Genomic DNA, 17,019 nt, shown 5'->3' with positions numbered 1-17,019 from the left:
CTTACTTGTTGGGGGTATTGCCCTTACTTGTTGATTATGATTAGTTTAAAAAATCTTTCAAAAATTTAGGATTCCGTAATGTGAACTTAGCTTATGGATAATAAATTGGAATGATGGAAAGAGCATAGATCATTCTGCCAATCCAATTCTTTACCTTCGGATTTGGCTAGGATTTTCATTTTTACCGCTAAATCATGCGAATATTATTATCAGATTAAAAAAAATAAATACATTAGTAAAAAATATTAATAAAGTCTTTCTCATTTATGAAAAAAATGAGAGAAATTGAGTTTCAAAACCCATCATTATGAATGTAACCGCCATAGATTGGGGCATTATAGCCGCCTTCTTTGTGATCTCACTGTTAATTGGTCTTTTCACTGCCAAAAAAGCGGGAAGCTCTGCAAAAGAATTCTTCCTTTCAGGTAGAAACATGCCTTGGTGGCTATTAGGTGTTTCTATGGTTGCCACCACCTTTTCTGCAGATACTCCAAATTTGGTGACTGATATTGTCAGAAAGAACGGAGTTGCAGGTAACTGGGCATGGTGGGCTTTTCTTTTGACAGGGATGCTTACTGTTTTTGTGTATGCCAAGTTGTGGAGAAGATCAGAGGTTACAACAGACTTGGAATTTTATGAATTAAGATATTCTGGAAAAGGTGCTGCTTTCTTAAGAGCATTCCGTGCCATCTACTTGGGGGTGTTTTTCAATGTGGTGATTATGGCAACAGTTTCTCTTGCTGCTATTAAAATTGGTGGGGTCATGCTTGGGTTAAGTCCTATCCAGACTTTGTTAATAGCATCCATCGTGACGGTGATTTACAGTTCCTTAGGCGGACTTAAAGGAGTATTACTAACCGATTTTTTCCAGTTCTTTATCGCGATGATTGGTTCCTTCGGGGCGGCATATTTTATTTTGGATCTCCCTGAAATCGGGTCCTTAAATAATTTGTTAGCCCATGAAAATGTTGCTGATAAATTAAATTTCCTTCCTGAGTTTTCAGATCCAAATGTCTATATACCATTGTTTATTATGCCAATTGCTATTCAGTGGTGGGCTACTTGGTATCCAGGGGCTGAGCCTGGAGGTGGTGGATACATCGCTCAGCGAATGCTTTCGGCAAAGGATGAGAAAAATGCGATGGGTGCAACTTTGTTTTTCAATATTGCCCATTATGCTTTGAGACCATGGCCTTGGATCCTTATTGCTTTATCTTCTTTAGTAATCTTCCCGAATATTTCAGATTTGCAAGCGGCGTTTCCAGAAATCCCGGTTGATAAATTAGGTGATGACTTGGCGTATTCAGCGATGTTGACGTATCTACCTACTGGGTTGATTGGTATCGTTCTGGCTTCTTTAATTGCAGCAGTGATGTCCACCTTATCTACTCACCTGAACTGGGGATCATCCTATGTGGTAAATGATTTTTATTTAAGATTCATCAAGCCTGATGCTTCAGATAAGCAACTAGTAGCTGTAGGAAGAATTTCTACGGTATTATTAATGACCTTCTCAGCGATTTTAGCGTTGGCATTATCCTCAGCATTGGATGCATTTAATATTCTATTACAGATTGGAGCTGGAACAGGTTTGATCTTTATTCTAAGATGGTTCTGGTGGAGAATTAACGCGTACACTGAAATATCCGCAATGGCGATTTCATTTGTAGTAGCTATTTTCTTTGAAGTGATCAATCCAAAAGTTAACTGGATTTTGATTCCTGAAAATCAGGCTTACCTCAAATTGATTTATAGTGTAAGTATTACGACCGTAGGTTGGTTGATCGTAACCTTCATTACCCAGCCAGAGAAAGACGAAGTATTACTTTCTTTCTATAGAAAGGTTACCCCAGCGGCTTTCGGTTGGAAAAAAGTATTAGATAGATATCCTGCTGAAAAGCAAGTAATCGGCCAATTGCCAAAAGAGATTGGTTTGATGGTGATCGGAACAATTATGATTTATTCAGCATTATTCTCTACCGGATTCTTTATCTATGGGAATCTACTGGGTGGAATTATTGCTGGGGTAATTGCAGTGGCAGGAGGATTTATTTTGATTAAATCCTGGAAAAGTATCCATTAATCAGTTTTGAAATTGTACGGAATTCATCAGGTGGGCCATGTCCACCTTGATGTATTCTATCACAGGAGCGAGTGAATCATTTTTTGTCGCAGTATTGAAATACAGCGCACCTCTTAAGAAGTTTTTTGTAGAGTCGGTCACAAAAAACTGAAATTGAGTAGGAACTTCTCCTGTCAGCTCTGCAATGACTCCAGTATAACCTTCAGGCGTAAGAGCTACAGATTCCTGAATCCCATAGGCTTTCACTTGATGCTTTGCAGTTAATTTGAACGCATCATTGGACAACTTTTCGAAACTCACTCCATCTCCGATTTTCTTATAGGTTAAATGGACTTTTGCTCCAAAATCCACATAGTGTAAGTTTATCCACTCCTCTTCCTCTATATTAAAGGAATCTGCTTCTACCTGACTGTATTTCGAAAATTCCAACTGATATGGATACCCACTTGATAAAGTTTGAAAACTATGGGCAGGTAAGTCTATTCGGTTATATCCAGGAGGTTTTGGAAGATATGAATCTTCACAAGCCGTAAGTCCTAACAAAATAGGTATATACAAAAGAATTTTTCGCATAGCTTAAAATTAGACAATAGGTTTGAAATGATGGGAGAATAGATGAAATTTAAAGTAGAAACAAACTCTTTATTCCATGAACAAAGTAATACGATTATTTGCGGGAGCGGTTTTCGCTTCATTTTTGATGCTGACAGCAGGAGTTGTCAATGCACAGACTACGATGGATGAGTATATGGTAAAATGGGAAAACGCCAAAAATTATACCCTTGCCATTTTAGATAAAATGCCTGATTCTGGGATGGATTATAAAACCGACCCAAAGGCTATGTCTTTCAAAGGGCAAATCCATCACGTTGGAAATGCAATTGTTGGGATTTCTCAGGGGTTTCTCAAAGGTTCTGATCCGGGATTTGAAATCAATTTGGAAACCGCAAGTAGATCAGAATTAGCTGAATATGTAGGCAAATGCTTTGATTATGGGAAGAAAACCATAGCAGCATTATCTGCGGAAGATCTTGGTGAAAAAATAGAGGTTTTTGGTAATACTGTTTCTAGAAGGCAAGTTGCAGCATTATTGATGGATCATACTTCACATCATAATGGATCAGCAGTTGCTTATATTAGAGTTCAAGGTGCTGAACCGCCTGCTTATGTAGGCTTCTAACATTATGATCATTTGAAAAAGTAAAGGCAGATCGGTGGATCTGCCTTTACTTTTTTATTCTGTAATCCAGGCAACTTTATCCTCCATTGTATCCCTTTTGCCAGCAGGCCATTGGTCGGTGGCTGGTTTAGCGACATAGAAGAAACCCATCAGCATATCTTCCCCTTCCAATCCAAAATCCTCTCTAGCTTCTGGCCAAAAGGTAGGACCCCCCGTGCCCCAATACCCTGCTAATCCATGAGCTGAAGCAGTCAAATACATGTTTTGAACAGCCATCGCTACGGCAGAGATCTCTTCCATCAATGGAATTCCCTCTGATCGATTCAATAGAATTGCAATGACATGAGAAGCTTTTTGAGGATTATTCAGAAATTTTTCATAAGTGGCCTCTATAAATGGAGTTCCATTTTTTTCTGCTCTTTTTTTATAAAGTTCAGCTTGATATTTGCCAAAAGTCTTTAATCCTTCCCCTTTATAGACGATAAATCTCCAAGGCTGAGTAAGTTTATGGGTAGGAGCCCATCTGGCATTTTCCAACATCTCTTCAATGATGCTGTCCTCAATCGGATCATTTTCTTTAAACTGAGCGACAAACATGGATCTTCGTCCACGAATGATTTTATTGACTTCTTCTATATTGAAATCAGGTCTTTGCATGGTGATTTAATTTTTACTTTAATTCAAATCGGATTTTGAGCAATTAAAGTTCAACGATTTGTTTTTTATTGGATCAATTTGGTCAAAAACTCACGAATGTCCTGGGATAATGCATCAAAGTCTTCTTGATGATTATACATCATATGCCCAGCCTCATAATACTTCATTTCTATTCTCTCCTGAGGGAAATTATGCCTTGCAAAGGTGTATTCTGCATCAAAGAAGGGGGTAATTAAATCATAATATCCATTGGCCACCATAACTTTCATAGCCGTATTTCTGTGCATGGCTTCACTTAAAGATCTGGCAGTACTCACGTAGCTAGGCTCCCAATAGGCGCCATCTGGTACCGGTTTCCAATTCCAGTTTCCCCCCATTCCTACCGCAGAGGAATAATATGGTCTATCCATGACCACACCCAATTCTCTCGTGACGTAATCATTCCAGGTAGCTGTATAAGCGGCACCAGTCATATAACTACTTGGATCTCCTAGCACTGGTCCCTCAGCAGCTTTGTCTGTTTCAGTAGCTAAATAGCGACCATCTAAAGTTCCGATTGCCTTTCCTTGGTCTCTTAGTAGTTCCTTTTTAAACCGATGCATTAAGATTTGATTATCGGAACGTAGGATGAAATCTTTATCTAGCCCGGTAAAGTAAACCAGTTTATCTGCAATGGCTGATTTTTCGCCTTCAGTCTGTTTTTCTCCTTTATAAAGGGCCGTCAAATAATCATTATAAGCGAATTCTCTTGCCTCCTGAACAAAGGCCTCCAACTCTTTTCCCTCTCCTGCTTTATTATGGTACCAAGCAGTGGCCGCCATAGAGGGAAGGTAAGTGAAGAACGATGTGATATTGTCCTCCCAAGAGGAAGAACCCGCGTAATCCAAGGCTTGTGAAATCAATATAATTCCATTAACTGCCATGGTTTGTCCTCCACCTTCCAGGACTTCCGCAATTTTTGCTGCTCTTGTGGTTCCAAAACTCTCTCCTGCGATAAACTTGGGTGCTTGCCATCTTCCATGTTTGGTAACCCAAATTCTCATGAATTGGGCAATGGATCTCGCGTCTTCATTCAATCCCCAAAAGTCCTCGTTTTCACCAACTCCTTCTACTTGACTATAACCTGTGCCTATCGGGTCTATAAAAACCAAATCGGTGATGTCCAATAGCGCCTGTGGATTGTCCACAAATGTGTAAGGAGCAGACCCATCATCCATTGTAGCTCCTGAGTCAGTCTTGACTACTTTAGGCCCAAAGAAGCCCATATGTAGCCAGAATGAGGCTGAGCCGGGTCCGCCATTAAAAATAAAAGTGACAGGACGCTTAGAAGAATCCACACCCGTTCTGATATAGGCAGTACTCCATAAGCCAGCCGTAACTTCTCCTTTTGAATTGCGAAGAAATGTCTCACTTACTACTGCATTATAGTCTACCTTTTGACCATTAAAAGTACCTGACATGGCCTTTTCAAACTTAATTGGATCTCGGTTCACCTCAGTTTTTTCAGCCTTCTCCTCTTGAGCAAAAGATTGGGAGATCATACCAAGCAAAAAGACTAAAATCGAAAGATTGGTTTTCATGGTTGATGTTGATATTAAATCGTTGAAGATTATTTTAATAATTGAAGGCTACTTTGATACCTCCATACCAATTTCTGGTGGGGGCTGGTTGATAATATCTTCCGCCAAACGGATTCAAATCATTCCCCAAAGAATAACTTTCATTCAGTAAGTTGTCTACCCCACCAAAAGCTTCAAGTTCCCAGGATTTGCCCAGCCACTTGGCCCAACCAAATCTTAGGTTGACCAAGTTATAGGAATTCTGGTAGACGGTATTCGCATCATTTAATGGGATTTCATCCGAAAACTGATGAGTGAAATTAAGGTAGATTCCTGGAGCAGTTCGAAAATCTAACCTACTCACCAACGTGTTGGGCGAAACTCCGGTAAGGTCATTTCCTGAATAGTCGTTATCTCGTTTTTGGTAGTCTTTGAATTTGAAATAATGTCCAGTAAAGGCGGTACCGATTTTCAAATCTCTTAGAAATGCATTGTTGTTTTGAATCAAGGCATAATCGATGGAAGCTTCAATCCCTTTTTGGTCTGTAGCTCCAGCATTTCTGAATAATACCACTCCTTGCTCGTTGGTGTAAGTTGTAATGGTTTGTTTTAATTGAAAGTAAAACGCGGTGGCTTCAATATTCAATCTGTCTTTTCCCATTCTATATCCAATCTCTGTATTCAATCCTTTTTCAGCCTCTAAGTCCAAATTGAGGCTACCCTCATTGGTTCTTACTTCGTCGATTGTTGGAGGTGAAAAACCACTACTGATACTGGTGAATAGGGATGATGAAGGATTAAGCAGGTAATTAAATGCCAATCTTGGAACTACTATTGGATCAAAGCTTCTTTTCTGTACTCCTAAATCCCCTCCTGCAGCATCTACTAATCTGTCAATTTCAAAACTTGAGAAATTCTCACTTAGCCCAAGCGTTATCAATAATTTTTCTGTCCCCTGCCATTCAGCCTGTTGGAAAAGGAATCCTTGAGTTGCTCTTAGTTTATCTGCAAATCGTATGGTGTCCGCAACTCCACCCCGGTTACCAAAGTTTTGTGCGTCTGTATAACTGGTTTGATATTCTCCACCTGCAATGATTCTTAACTCTTTTCCTCCAAGGTCAGTATCAAATGTAAATTTGGTCCTACCTCCAAAACCAAATCCCAATTCTTTTTTGTAATCCAAATTGAATGGGTTTTCAAAATCATTGGTATTCAAATAGACTACCGTGTTGTTGTTTATTTTTTCTGAAAAATTGTACAAATGAGCGAATGAAGCAAAAACAGATTGCTGGAAAATTGAGCTATTTTGTTCAACTGATCCAGGTCTTGCCTGGGTTGGGTCCTCTGCAACTTGGTCGGCATTAAGGCCTCCTGGAATTTGATAATTCAAGTCTGAAATCAAGAGCTGGGTTCTAATTTCCTGCTTATTGGAAACAGGGAAATAACCTCCCAATTGAAAGACTTTTCTATCCATGGCAGATTGCTCCCGGTACCCATCCGATTTTTGTTGGACAAATGCGGCGTCAAAGCCCCCTTGTGCTACTTGCTGGGATAAACCAATCCGATACCGGGACATCCCAAAGCTTCCGGCAGAAAAATCCGTACTGACTCTTCCTCCATTGGGATCCGCTTTACTGGCCAAATTGATTACCCCGCCATTACCAGCACCATAAATACTTCCTGAAGGCCCCTTGATCACCTCTGCAGTCCGAATATTTGTCAAGTCTAAGAGGTTTAAGGCCGTGGTGCCATCTGGGGAAGTAAAAGGCACTTCATTCCAATAGACTTTTACATTTCTTACGCCAAATGGTGCCCGTAGAGAACTCCCACGAATAGAAATTCGATAGGAGGCAGGTGCTCTTTCTTCAATTCTAATCCCTGGTTTCGTGTTAAATGAATTGACAATAGAAGTTTCGTTAAAGCGACTGAGATCTCTTTCATTGACTACCGAAATTGAGGCAGATTGCTCCAAAATAGGACGTTCTGATTCAAATGCAGAAACTGTGACAGCGGAAAGATTGTAGATAGATGGCTGAAGAGAAAGTTCATGATTTCCCGGACCAAATGTTTTTTCAACTTTTTCATATCCTTCTAAAGCAAATGATATAGCAATGGTATTGGTTTCTTGGATCGAAATCTCTCCTTCCGAATCTGTACTTGTTAAGGGATGTCCTTCTGCTTTCACCCTCACATTTTCTAAAGGTGAATTTGAGTTTCCATCTAGAACTCGAATGTTGATTTGTGCACTTAGGTGATAACTAAAGAGCAGGAATAGTAGCGTAAATGCTTTTTTCATAATCGAAAAATAACAGGATTGTCCGACAGATAAGTGAGATTCTCCACCAAAGGTTTCATTAAATTAAATCAAAAGAAGAATTTCAATGAATCTATTTTGGTATTGATGTAATTCTATTTGGAATATTTAGCGAAATAGGATACTTTCTATGGCTTTCTTTTGCGAATTCAGTGCTGAAGAAAGAATTTTAATAAACCCAAAATAATTCTTGAATATGCGAGTTGGCTTTCCTCTTTGCCTGGGGATTTTGATTCTATTTTCATGTGATTCGAATCAAAGCTCCAATGAATATGATCCTGAATCGTTTATTGATCCGGAACTTTTTAAAGATCACATTCGAGTAACAGACTTTCAAACTCCAGAAGAAGAGATGGCAGGCTTCCACCTACCTCCCGGGTTTGAAATTAATCTTTTTGCCTCTGAACCTGACATTACCAAACCTATCAATATGGAGTTTGATGATCAAGGTAGGCTTTGGGTAACTCATTCCATTGAATATCCTTATGAAGCTTCGATAGGCTCTGGTCAGGATAAGATTACGATTTTAGAAGATACCGATGGAGATGGGAAAGCAGATAAGTTTATTGATTTTGCAAGTGATTTGAATATTCCCATTGGCATTATGCCGGTAAAAGGAGGGGCCATTGCCTACAGTATTCCGAATATCTATTTTTTCGAAGATAATGATGGGGATGATCAATACGATGAAAAAAGGGTGCTGGTTGGACCATTTGGCCATGAGGATACACATGGTATGATCAATAATTTTATGAGAGGCTTAGATGGGTGGATTCATTCATCTCATGGCTTCAGAAATGAATCAAAAGTGGCTGGTGCTGATCATGATTCTATCAGCATGACTTCTGGAAACACCTTCCGTTTTAAAATTGATGGGAGCCAGGTAGAACAGACCACCTATGGAAGAGTAAACCCTTTTGGTTTTGCTTTGGATGATTTAGGGAATCTCTATTCAGCTGATTGCCATTCCATGCCGATATACCAACTTATCAACCAAGGGGATTATCCTCATTTTGGAAAGAAGGCTCCTGGCTTGGGTTTTGGACCCGCCATGATGGATTATCAGATTGGATCTACAGCGCTTTCCGGATTGGAATATTACAATGGTTCGGCTTTTCCTGAGGAGTATAGAAATAGTTTTTATTCAGGGGATGTAGTGGCTTGTAGAGTGAGTAGGAATACCATTGTTTATAACGGATCTACACCTCAAGCAGTCCCTCAGCAGGATTTCTTAGTGAGTGAAGACCCTTGGTTCCGGCCAGTAGATATTAAAATTGGGCCAGATGGGGCACTGTATATCGCTGATTTTTACAATAGAATCATTGGACACTATGAAGTTCCTTTGGATCACCCGGGACGGGATAGAAAAAGTGGGAGAATCTGGAGGATTACTTTTAGAGGAAGGACCAATGAAAAGATGGATTGGTCGAAAGCTACCATCGATCAATTATTGGAGGGTTTAGGAAGTAGTGTCATCAGTCAACGTATTATGGCCTCAAACCGATTAGTGGATTATAAAGCTGAGGAATCAGTTCCTGCTTTGAAAAAGCTGCTAACTGACCGAACGGCTTCCACGAAGCAAAAAGTTCATGCGCTTTGGGTGTTAAAAAGGTTAAATCAACTCGATCATGAAGAGTTAGAAAATGCTGCTACAAGCGATGAACAGGAATTGAGTGTGCATGCATTTCGGGTGTTAAGTGAGTATGAGAAGATAAATGATCCGGATAGGCAATTGGCGAAAAATGGTTTGAAGTCACAGGATCCTCATGTTCAACGAGCCGCAGCCGAAGTTTTGGTTAGACATCCCGAAGCTTCTCAAATCACGAATTTGGTAGAGGCTGTTCAAAAAGTTCCTGATAGGGACTCTCATCTGAAATACACCTTGATGATTGCGCTACGAGATCACCTAAAAAATGATGAGATTTTAAATAGGGTAGTCGCAGAGAATTGGGCAATACCGGAAACTTCCATTCTGATGGACGCGATGACGGATGTGCCTTCGCCTATCGCTTCTGAATTTATTTTTACCAATCTGAAGAAACAAGAATATCCTCACGATAGGTTGGTTCAATACTTCGCGCATGTAGGGAGATATATCCCAGAAGGGCAAATAAATGAAGGGATTAATTTGATCCGTGAAAAATTTGAAAACGATCCCTCGGCTCAATTTACTTTGTATCAGACCATTCAATCAGGATTGGATCAACGTGGCGGAACCATTGATAGAGAACAAATGAAAGACTGGTCTATCAGTTTTGCAAAAGCTTTCATCACTGATTTGGAAGAACAACCTGCCCCGGTAGCAGATGATCCCTCAGCCCATGCAGATGAGGCGTATGAATTTTATGAAGAGATTGCCCGACAACAGGCCTTTGCAGCGCAGATTGCTAGCGAATACTCCTTGCTGGATTTTCAAAAGGGGTTGACAGAATTACTTCAATCCGATTGGGCAAAAAATAGGCCTCGGGCCCAAGCTGCAAAAGCATTGATTGATATCAGCCCAGAAGAGCAGATTGATTTGGTTGCGGAAATTTTAAATGCTCCTGGGGAAGATCTTGCTTTCAGGGAAGAATTGGCCAGAACGATTGGTGCCAGCAACGATCCTAAGGTCTTAAACATCCTGAATGATGCTTTAAAAGATGCTCCGAGTGGACTACAGGTGGCGATTGCTTCCGTTTTTGTGAATAGCCCGATAGGGAGAGAGTATTTGTTGACAGCTGCTAAATCAGAAGTGATTCCTCCTAGAATTTTGTTGGATAGAAGAATAAATGAGCAGCTTTTGGCTCAAATGAGTTCCTCCGAAAGGAAAGATTACGATCAACTTACCTCAGGATTGGAGTCCGTATTGGAAGAGCGGGAAAAGCTAATTGAAGCGCGATTGGCCAGGTTCGTACCAAAACCAGATCTAGAAAAAGGGAAAGCAGTTTTTGTAAATGTTTGTGCAGTTTGTCATCAAATTGAAGGCCAAGGAGGAGTAGTTGGCCCCCAGCTGGATGGAATTGGGAATTGGGGTAGAAGAGCTTTGACAGAAAAAGTATTAGATCCCAATAAGACTATTTCTCAGGCGTTCAAAACTTATACGATTACTCTAAAAAATGGAGAAGTATTGTCTGGATTGTTCCGTAGAACAGAGGGTGAGTTGGAGGTATATGCTAGCAATGATGGGAAAGAATTTTCGGTCAGAAAAGATGAAATTCATGACAAGAAAGTATCCCAATACACCTTGATGCCAGATAATTTCGGGGAAAGTATATCCGAGGAAGACTTTGATGCGTTGATCGGGTATTTATTGACTCAAAAATAAGTTTTGAAAATTAAAAGTATGAAATAAGAATTCTGAATTAATTGGTCATGAGATTCTTTCCTTTTTCATTTCTATCTGTAATGATCATTAGCATTACTTGTGAAGCTCAATTGATGGCGAATCGAGATAAAAGCCTGGATATTCCATTCAAGAAAACGGTTCTGTTTACTGATTTTGTATCAGAAGGGGTAGCTATAGGCGATGTGAATCAAGATGGATTGACAGATGTTATGGCTGGGCCGTTTTGGTTTGAGGCACCTAATTGGGTCCGACATGAGATTTATGAACCTAAGGTGTTTGTCCCAGAAAAAGAATGGAGTAATTCCATGCTCAATTTTTCTATGGATGTAAACCAAGACGGGTGGATTGATTTCATTAGAGTAGACTTTCCTGGAAAAGCGGTGTATTGGCATGAAAACCCCAAAGGTATGGAAGTGCATTGGAAGGAGCATTTAATCCATGAAACCGTCGGCAATGAGTCTCCTGGCTTTTATGATATTGACGGTGATGGTAGAAAAGATATTCTTTGTGGAGATGTTGCCATGAAGCAAATGATATGGCTCAAGGCTCCTAATGACCCCAAAGATTTATCCTGGGGAAAATATACGATTAGCCTTCCTAATACACCCGGTTCGGAGAATTTCTCTCATGGTTTGGGTTATGGAGATATTAATGGAGATGGAAAAAACGATGTAATCATTCGTGAAGGCTGGTGGGAAGGTCCAGCAGATGTAACTCAGCCTAATTGGAAATGGAATCCAGCTAACTTGGGAGAACCTAGTTCCCAAATGTATGCTGTAGACATGAATGAGGATGGACACATCGATGTGTTTGCTACTTCGGCACATGAACGAGGGATTTGGTATCATGAAAATCTAGGCGATGGAAGTGACCAAAAATTCAATACCTATACATTGACAGAGGAAATGTCTGAAACCCATTCAGTAGCTTTTGCAGATATAAATGGGAATGGGAGAAAGGATTTTGTCACTGGCAAAAGGTATTATGCCCATATGAGAGAAGGTACTGGGGCCTTAGAGCCAGCCTATTTATATTGGTTTGAATATATCCCTGGGGAGGATCCTAAATGGCTAGCACATCAAATTGATGATGACTCTGGAGTAGGACTCAATGTGGTAGCAGAGGATATCAACCAAGATGGTTTGGTAGATGTAGTGATTGCCAATAAGAAAGGGATTTTTGTTTTTGAACAAATCTCGAATTAGTCCCTCCAAGTATAAATTTTGGGCTTCATTTCCTTGTGTTGGAAAGAAGTAATTGTAAAATGACTTGCTGAAGAAGAGGTTTGGGTGAATTATTATTTTGAAAATTTGATTTCAACCAAACGAATAATGGTTGTTTGTTTTTTTAGAAAAACCCAAGGGTACTTTTTGTAAATTTTTCATTAATATTCGAGTCAGAATTTGCTTTACCCATCAGAAATTTAAAGTCATGAAGAAGTATATATGGCCAGCTTTATTGCTGGGACTTACCTTTTGTCAAGAAAAAGGAGCTCCAATTACACCTGTTGAACCGACTCCAGCACCTCGCCAAATTGCTTGGCAGGAATTGGAATATTATGGATTCCTTCATTTCAACATGAATACATTTTCTGATCGTGAGTGGGGTTTTGGGGATGAAAAACCAGAACAGTTCAATCCTACAGCATTGGATGCCAGGCAATGGGCTAGAGTAGCCAGTGAAGCTGGAATGAAAGGGTTGATCATTACCGCCAAGCACCATGATGGATTCGTTCTTTGGCCATCTGCTTATACAGAGCATTCTGTCAAAAACAGTCCCTGGAAAGATGGAAAAGGGGATTTGATCAAAGATTTATCGGAAGCTTGTAAAGAGTATGGATTGAAATTTGGGATTTATTATTCTCCATGGGATAGAAATCATCCTGATTATGGAAAGCCAGAATACATCACCTATATGAGGAATCAGTTGACCGAGTTACTAACTAATTATGGGGAGATTTTTGAAGTTTGGTTTGATGGAGCCAATGGTGGAGATGGGTATTACGGGGGAGCGAATGAAACCCGAAAAGTGGATAAGTTAACCTATTATAAGTGGCCAGAAGTTTATGAACTGGTAAGAGAATTACAACCGAATGCGGTGATGTTCAGTGATGGTGGACCGGATGTCAGATGGGTTGGAAATGAGCATGGAGAGGCTTTTGAAACTAACTGGGCGAACTTGATGCGTGATTCAGTGTATGCAGGCATGCCGGATTATCCTCAGAAATATGCTCCTGGTCAGGAAAATGGAACGCATTGGGTTCCTGCTGAGACCAATGTATCCATTCGTCCAGGATGGTATTATCATACCTATGAAGATCATAGGGTAAGAAGCTTGGCTAATTTGGTGGATATCTATTACAATAGTATTGGTAGAAACACTTCTTTATTGATCAATTTCCCGATTGACACTCGAGGGCTGATTCATGAAAATGACGAGGAAGCCATTTTGAAGTTGGGAGAAAAGATCAAAGAAGATTTTGCGGTCAATTTGGTCTCTCAGGCTGCTGTTTCTGCTTCTGTAGAAAGAGGTTCGGATTATGTCGCTGAAAATGTTCAGGATGAAGATTATGAAACCTACTGGTCAGTACCAGATGGACAAAAATCAGGAAGTTTAGAAATTGATTTTGGTAAACCAACTGTTTTCAACAGATTATTGATTCAAGAATATGTGGTCTTGGGTCAGCGGATCAAAGCTTTTTCTTTGGAAAAAGAAGTGAATGGAAACTGGGAAAAGGTAACAGAAGCAACGACTGTAGGTCATAAAAGGATTTTAAGGTTCCCAGATACGGAAGCACAAAAAATCAGAGTAAACTTCTTGGATTCCAAGGATGTGCCAGTGATTGCAGAAGTGGGCGTTTACCATGCACCAAAGCTATTGTTACCACCGACTACTAAAAGATCCACTTCAGGAGAAGTGACTTTAAATGCGCCAGATACCAATTTGGAATTATATTATACCTTGGATGGAAGCAATCCTACGAAGGATAGCCAAGCATATACGGGTCCAATTCCAGTAACTAAAGCGACAACCTTGCTGGCAAGTTCTTATGATCCTGCCACAGATAAAATCTCCGACCCGGTTCGACTGGATCTGGACTTACCAAAAGGGACATGGAAAGCCATTGGAGATGAGGACGCGAAAGCCATCGATGAAAATACCTATACGTATTTCACCAGCAAGAATGGGAGGTTGACCATAGATTTGGGAGAATCAGTCGAAATCCAAGGTTTCAGCTATATGCCAATGCAGGCAAGATATCCAAGTGGAATCATTACCAACTTTGAGTTTCAGGTAAGTATTGATGGGAATTCCTGGAAAACAGTGGCTTCTGGTGAATTTTCCAACATTGTGAATAGCCCAATTGAGCAATTGGTACGATTTGATCCGGTTAATGCGAAATTCATTCGATTGAAAGCATCCAAAACTGCCGATGGCAATGGAGCTACATTTGGTGAAGTAGGAGTCTTAACAAACTAGTCTAGCAGGTAAGTTTGGGCAAATTGTGCCATCAATCATAAAAAAATAGATTTTGATGACCTTTTTGGTTACATTATTTACCCGATTTAAAAATTACCCAAAATAATATATCTATGAATAGAAGGATTGCCTTGAGGCATCTGGCATTGATTTCCGGAGGATTGGCATTTATTCCCTCCTGTGATTTCAGTTCAGATGATATCCTCACCGCTTATGAGAATTTAAAAATTACCCAATCCCAGAAGCAATTGCTGGGAGATATATCCAATGTCATTATTCCAGCTGGAGAGATTAAAGGTGCTCTTGAGATTGAAGTACCTGATTTTATTTTGGTCATGGTGGATGATTGCTTGACATCAGAGCAGCAAACGCTTTTCACCATTGGGTTGACCGCATTCCCCGAATATGCAAAGAATACTGGGAATGAAAACTTTAGCGGATTGAGTAATAAAGAAAAAGAAACTGTCATCCTTTCTGGACAGAAATTGGAAGGAGATGAAACAGAAGAAGGAGCTACTAACAAAGCTATTTCTTATTTTTTGAATACAACCAAACGATTTACCATTCAAGGCTATATGGCCTCTGAATATATCCAGTCTGAAATTATGCCATATTCCTTAATTCCAGGGGCTTACAATGGCTCTGTTTTGATCTCGGATATCCAAAAACCTAGAATCAATGGCTAATCTAAATATCCAAAGTAAAGAACAACGTACGTACGAAGCCATTGTCATCGGATCTGGGATCAGCGGAAGCTGGGCAGCGAAAGAATTATGTGATTTGGGTGTAAAAACTCTGATGTTGGAACGTGGAAGGAATGTGGAGCATATCAAGGATTACCCAACCACCAATATGCTTCCTTATGAATTTGAGCATAGAGGTCAGGTTCCCCAAAAAATAAAAGATGAAAATCCTGTAGTCAGCAAGTGCTATGCATTTCGTGAGGATGCGATGCATTTCTTTGTCAAAGACGCTGAGCATCCCTATGTGCAGGAAAAACCCTTTGATTGGATTCGTGGCTATCAAGTAGGAGGAAAGTCACTATTATGGGCCAGACAAGTACAGCGTTGGTCTGACTTTGATTTTGAAGGACCGGCCAGAGATGGTTTTGCGGTAGATTGGCCGATCAGATACAAGGATATTGCTTCTTGGTACAGCCATGTGGAGAAGTTTGCCGGAGTTTCGGGTAATAAAGACGGATTACCGAATTTGCCAGATGGGGAGTTTTTGCCTGGATATGATCTTAATATTGTGGAGAAGCACTTTCAGGAACAACTGAAAAAGAATTATGGCAATGATCGTCATATGATTTCTGCCCGTTGTGCACACATTCATGAGGCTAGGCCAGAATTTACCGCTCAAGGCAGGGCTTTTTGTCAAAACAGAAATCTTTGTCAACGAGGATGTCCTTTTGGAGGCTATTTCAGTTCCAATTCATCGACTATTCCTTGGGCTTTGAAAACTGGGAATCTGACATTGAGACCAGATGCCGTGGTTCATTCCATCATTTATGATGATGCGGCGGGAAAAGCAACTGGAGTAAGAATCATTGATGCGCATACCAAAGAAATGGAGGAGTTTTATGCTCCGGTGATTTTCCTGAATGCAGCGGCTTTGAACTCCAATTTGATCTTAATGAATTCTACTTCCAATCGTTTTCCAAACGGTTTAGGAAATGACAATGGTCTATTAGGTAAATATGTGGCCTTCCATAATTACAGAGCTCAGGTTTCTGGGCAGTATGAAGGTCATTTAGAGTACACCACTTCGGGAGGAAGACCTACCAGTGGGTATTTTCCAAGATTCCGGAATGTGTACAAGCAGGAAACGGATTTCCTTCGTGGTTATGCAGCCGGTTTCTCTGCCAGCCGTGGGGTAAGGCCTAATACAGAAGGAATCGGAATGGATTTGAAAAATAATTTGCTGAATCCTGATCAGTATGGGCCTTGGTATGTGGGTTCGCATATGATGGGAGAGACTATTCCAAAGGAAAGCAATTATGTGGCCTTGGATCCTAACTTGACGGATCCATATGGTATGCCTCAGCTGAAAATCCATGTGGATTACGATGACAACGACGAGAAGATGATCAAGGATTATCAAGAGCAGATGTCAGAGATGTTTGAGAAAGCTGGTTTTACCAATATTCGAGTGAATGATGACCACCGGGTTCCGGGTTTAGATATCCATGAAATGGGAGGCGTAAGAATGGGCAAAGACCCGAAAACATCCCTGCTGAATGCCAACCATCAGCTTCATGCCGTACCGAATGTGTATGTTACAGATGGAGCAAGTATGACTTCTACTTCTACGCAAAACCCTTCCTTGACTTATATGGCCTTTGCGGCAAGAGCAGCGCATCATGCGGTTGCGGAAAGCAAAAAATAAGTCTGAAAGTCAGAAATCTAAAATCAGAAGTCT

At 40.3% G+C, this 17,019-nt stretch carries 11 protein-coding genes; 7 read left to right on the top strand and 4 right to left on the bottom strand.

Annotation, left to right across the window (positions count from 1 at the left end):
- Positions 1-307: 307 nt before the first annotated feature.
- The gene (locus tag BUR11_RS13795) at positions 308-2,083 is read left to right on the top strand and encodes a sodium:solute symporter family protein (protein ID WP_074225571.1); all 1,776 of its coding nucleotides are present in this window, start codon (positions 308-310) and stop codon (positions 2,081-2,083) included.
- Here BUR11_RS13795 and gldD read toward each other — a convergent pair whose 3' ends face one another.
- Complete coding sequence (gldD, locus tag BUR11_RS13790) at positions 2,084-2,656, bottom strand: gliding motility lipoprotein GldD (RefSeq protein WP_074225570.1); 573 nt, start codon at positions 2,654-2,656, stop codon at positions 2,084-2,086.
- A 76-nt stretch (positions 2,657-2,732) separates the two neighbouring features.
- On the opposite strand from gldD, the gene BUR11_RS13785 reads away from it, so the two are divergent.
- Entirely contained in the window at positions 2,733-3,263 is a 531-nt protein-coding gene (locus BUR11_RS13785) for a DinB family protein (protein WP_074225569.1), read from the top strand.
- A gap of 54 nt (positions 3,264-3,317) precedes the next feature.
- On the opposite strand, the gene BUR11_RS13780 is transcribed toward BUR11_RS13785, so the two are convergent.
- The 3 genes from BUR11_RS13780 to BUR11_RS13770 form a co-directional block, all read right to left on the bottom strand.
- Entirely contained in the window at positions 3,318-3,920 is a 603-nt protein-coding gene (locus BUR11_RS13780) for a nitroreductase family protein (RefSeq protein WP_074225568.1), read from the bottom strand.
- 65 nt (positions 3,921-3,985) lie between these two features.
- Positions 3,986-5,500, bottom strand: coding sequence for a S10 family peptidase (locus tag BUR11_RS13775; protein ID WP_074225567.1), 1,515 nt, complete (start codon positions 5,498-5,500; stop codon positions 3,986-3,988).
- Positions 5,501-5,534: 34 nt separating this feature from the next.
- Positions 5,535-7,775 carry a TonB-dependent receptor domain-containing protein gene (locus BUR11_RS13770; protein WP_074225566.1) on the bottom strand — a complete coding sequence of 747 codons (2,241 nt, stop codon included), beginning with the start codon at positions 7,773-7,775 and terminating at the stop codon, positions 5,535-5,537.
- A gap of 214 nt (positions 7,776-7,989) precedes the next feature.
- On the opposite strand from BUR11_RS13770, the gene BUR11_RS13765 reads away from it, so the two are divergent.
- The 5 genes from BUR11_RS13765 to BUR11_RS13745 all read left to right on the top strand — a co-directional run bounded on the left by BUR11_RS13765 (position 7,990) and on the right by BUR11_RS13745 (position 16,986).
- Entirely contained in the window at positions 7,990-11,097 is a 3,108-nt protein-coding gene (locus BUR11_RS13765) for a PVC-type heme-binding CxxCH protein (protein ID WP_074225565.1), read from the top strand.
- A 47-nt stretch (positions 11,098-11,144) separates the two neighbouring features.
- Positions 11,145-12,323 carry an FG-GAP repeat domain-containing protein gene (locus BUR11_RS13760; protein WP_074225564.1) on the top strand — a complete coding sequence of 393 codons (1,179 nt, stop codon included), beginning with the start codon at positions 11,145-11,147 and terminating at the stop codon, positions 12,321-12,323.
- Positions 12,324-12,549: 226 nt separating this feature from the next.
- Positions 12,550-14,598: an alpha-L-fucosidase gene (locus tag BUR11_RS13755; RefSeq protein WP_074226136.1), complete on the top strand. Its 2,049-nt coding sequence runs from the start codon at positions 12,550-12,552 to the stop codon at positions 14,596-14,598.
- A gap of 113 nt (positions 14,599-14,711) precedes the next feature.
- Positions 14,712-15,284: a gluconate 2-dehydrogenase subunit 3 family protein gene (locus tag BUR11_RS13750; protein WP_074225563.1), complete on the top strand. Its 573-nt coding sequence runs from the start codon at positions 14,712-14,714 to the stop codon at positions 15,282-15,284.
- Positions 15,277-16,986: a GMC oxidoreductase gene (locus BUR11_RS13745; RefSeq protein ID WP_074225562.1), complete on the top strand. Its 1,710-nt coding sequence runs from the start codon at positions 15,277-15,279 to the stop codon at positions 16,984-16,986. Before BUR11_RS13750 ends, BUR11_RS13745 begins: the two co-directional genes overlap by 8 nt.
- The last annotated feature ends 33 nt before the right edge of the window (positions 16,987-17,019 follow it).

This window comes from Algoriphagus halophilus (assembly GCF_900129785.1).
In the GTDB taxonomy this organism is placed as follows: Bacteria; Bacteroidota; Bacteroidia; order Cytophagales; family Cyclobacteriaceae; genus Algoriphagus; species Algoriphagus halophilus.
This window is presented reverse-complemented; position numbering and strand designations above follow the sequence as displayed.

Excerpts from the sequence above, each read along its gene's own strand:
- BUR11_RS13785 (WP_074225569.1), top strand. The coding sequence starts at position 2,733 with ATGAACAAAGTAATACGATTATTTGCGGGAGCGGTTTTCGCTTCATTT.
- BUR11_RS13780 (WP_074225568.1), bottom strand. The coding sequence starts at position 3,920 with ATGCAAAGACCTGATTTCAATATAGAAGAAGTCAATAAAATCATTCGT.
- BUR11_RS13795 (WP_074225571.1), top strand. The coding sequence starts at position 308 with ATGAATGTAACCGCCATAGATTGGGGCATTATAGCCGCCTTCTTTGTG.
- gldD (WP_074225570.1), bottom strand. The coding sequence starts at position 2,656 with ATGCGAAAAATTCTTTTGTATATACCTATTTTGTTAGGACTTACGGCT.
- BUR11_RS13775 (WP_074225567.1), bottom strand. The coding sequence starts at position 5,500 with ATGAAAACCAATCTTTCGATTTTAGTCTTTTTGCTTGGTATGATCTCC.
- BUR11_RS13755 (WP_074226136.1), top strand. The coding sequence starts at position 12,550 with ATGAAGAAGTATATATGGCCAGCTTTATTGCTGGGACTTACCTTTTGT.
- BUR11_RS13765 (WP_074225565.1), top strand. The coding sequence starts at position 7,990 with ATGCGAGTTGGCTTTCCTCTTTGCCTGGGGATTTTGATTCTATTTTCA.
- BUR11_RS13750 (WP_074225563.1), top strand. The coding sequence starts at position 14,712 with ATGAATAGAAGGATTGCCTTGAGGCATCTGGCATTGATTTCCGGAGGA.
- BUR11_RS13770 (WP_074225566.1), bottom strand. The coding sequence starts at position 7,775 with ATGAAAAAAGCATTTACGCTACTATTCCTGCTCTTTAGTTATCACCTA.
- BUR11_RS13745 (WP_074225562.1), top strand. The coding sequence starts at position 15,277 with ATGGCTAATCTAAATATCCAAAGTAAAGAACAACGTACGTACGAAGCC.
- BUR11_RS13760 (WP_074225564.1), top strand. The coding sequence starts at position 11,145 with ATGAGATTCTTTCCTTTTTCATTTCTATCTGTAATGATCATTAGCATT.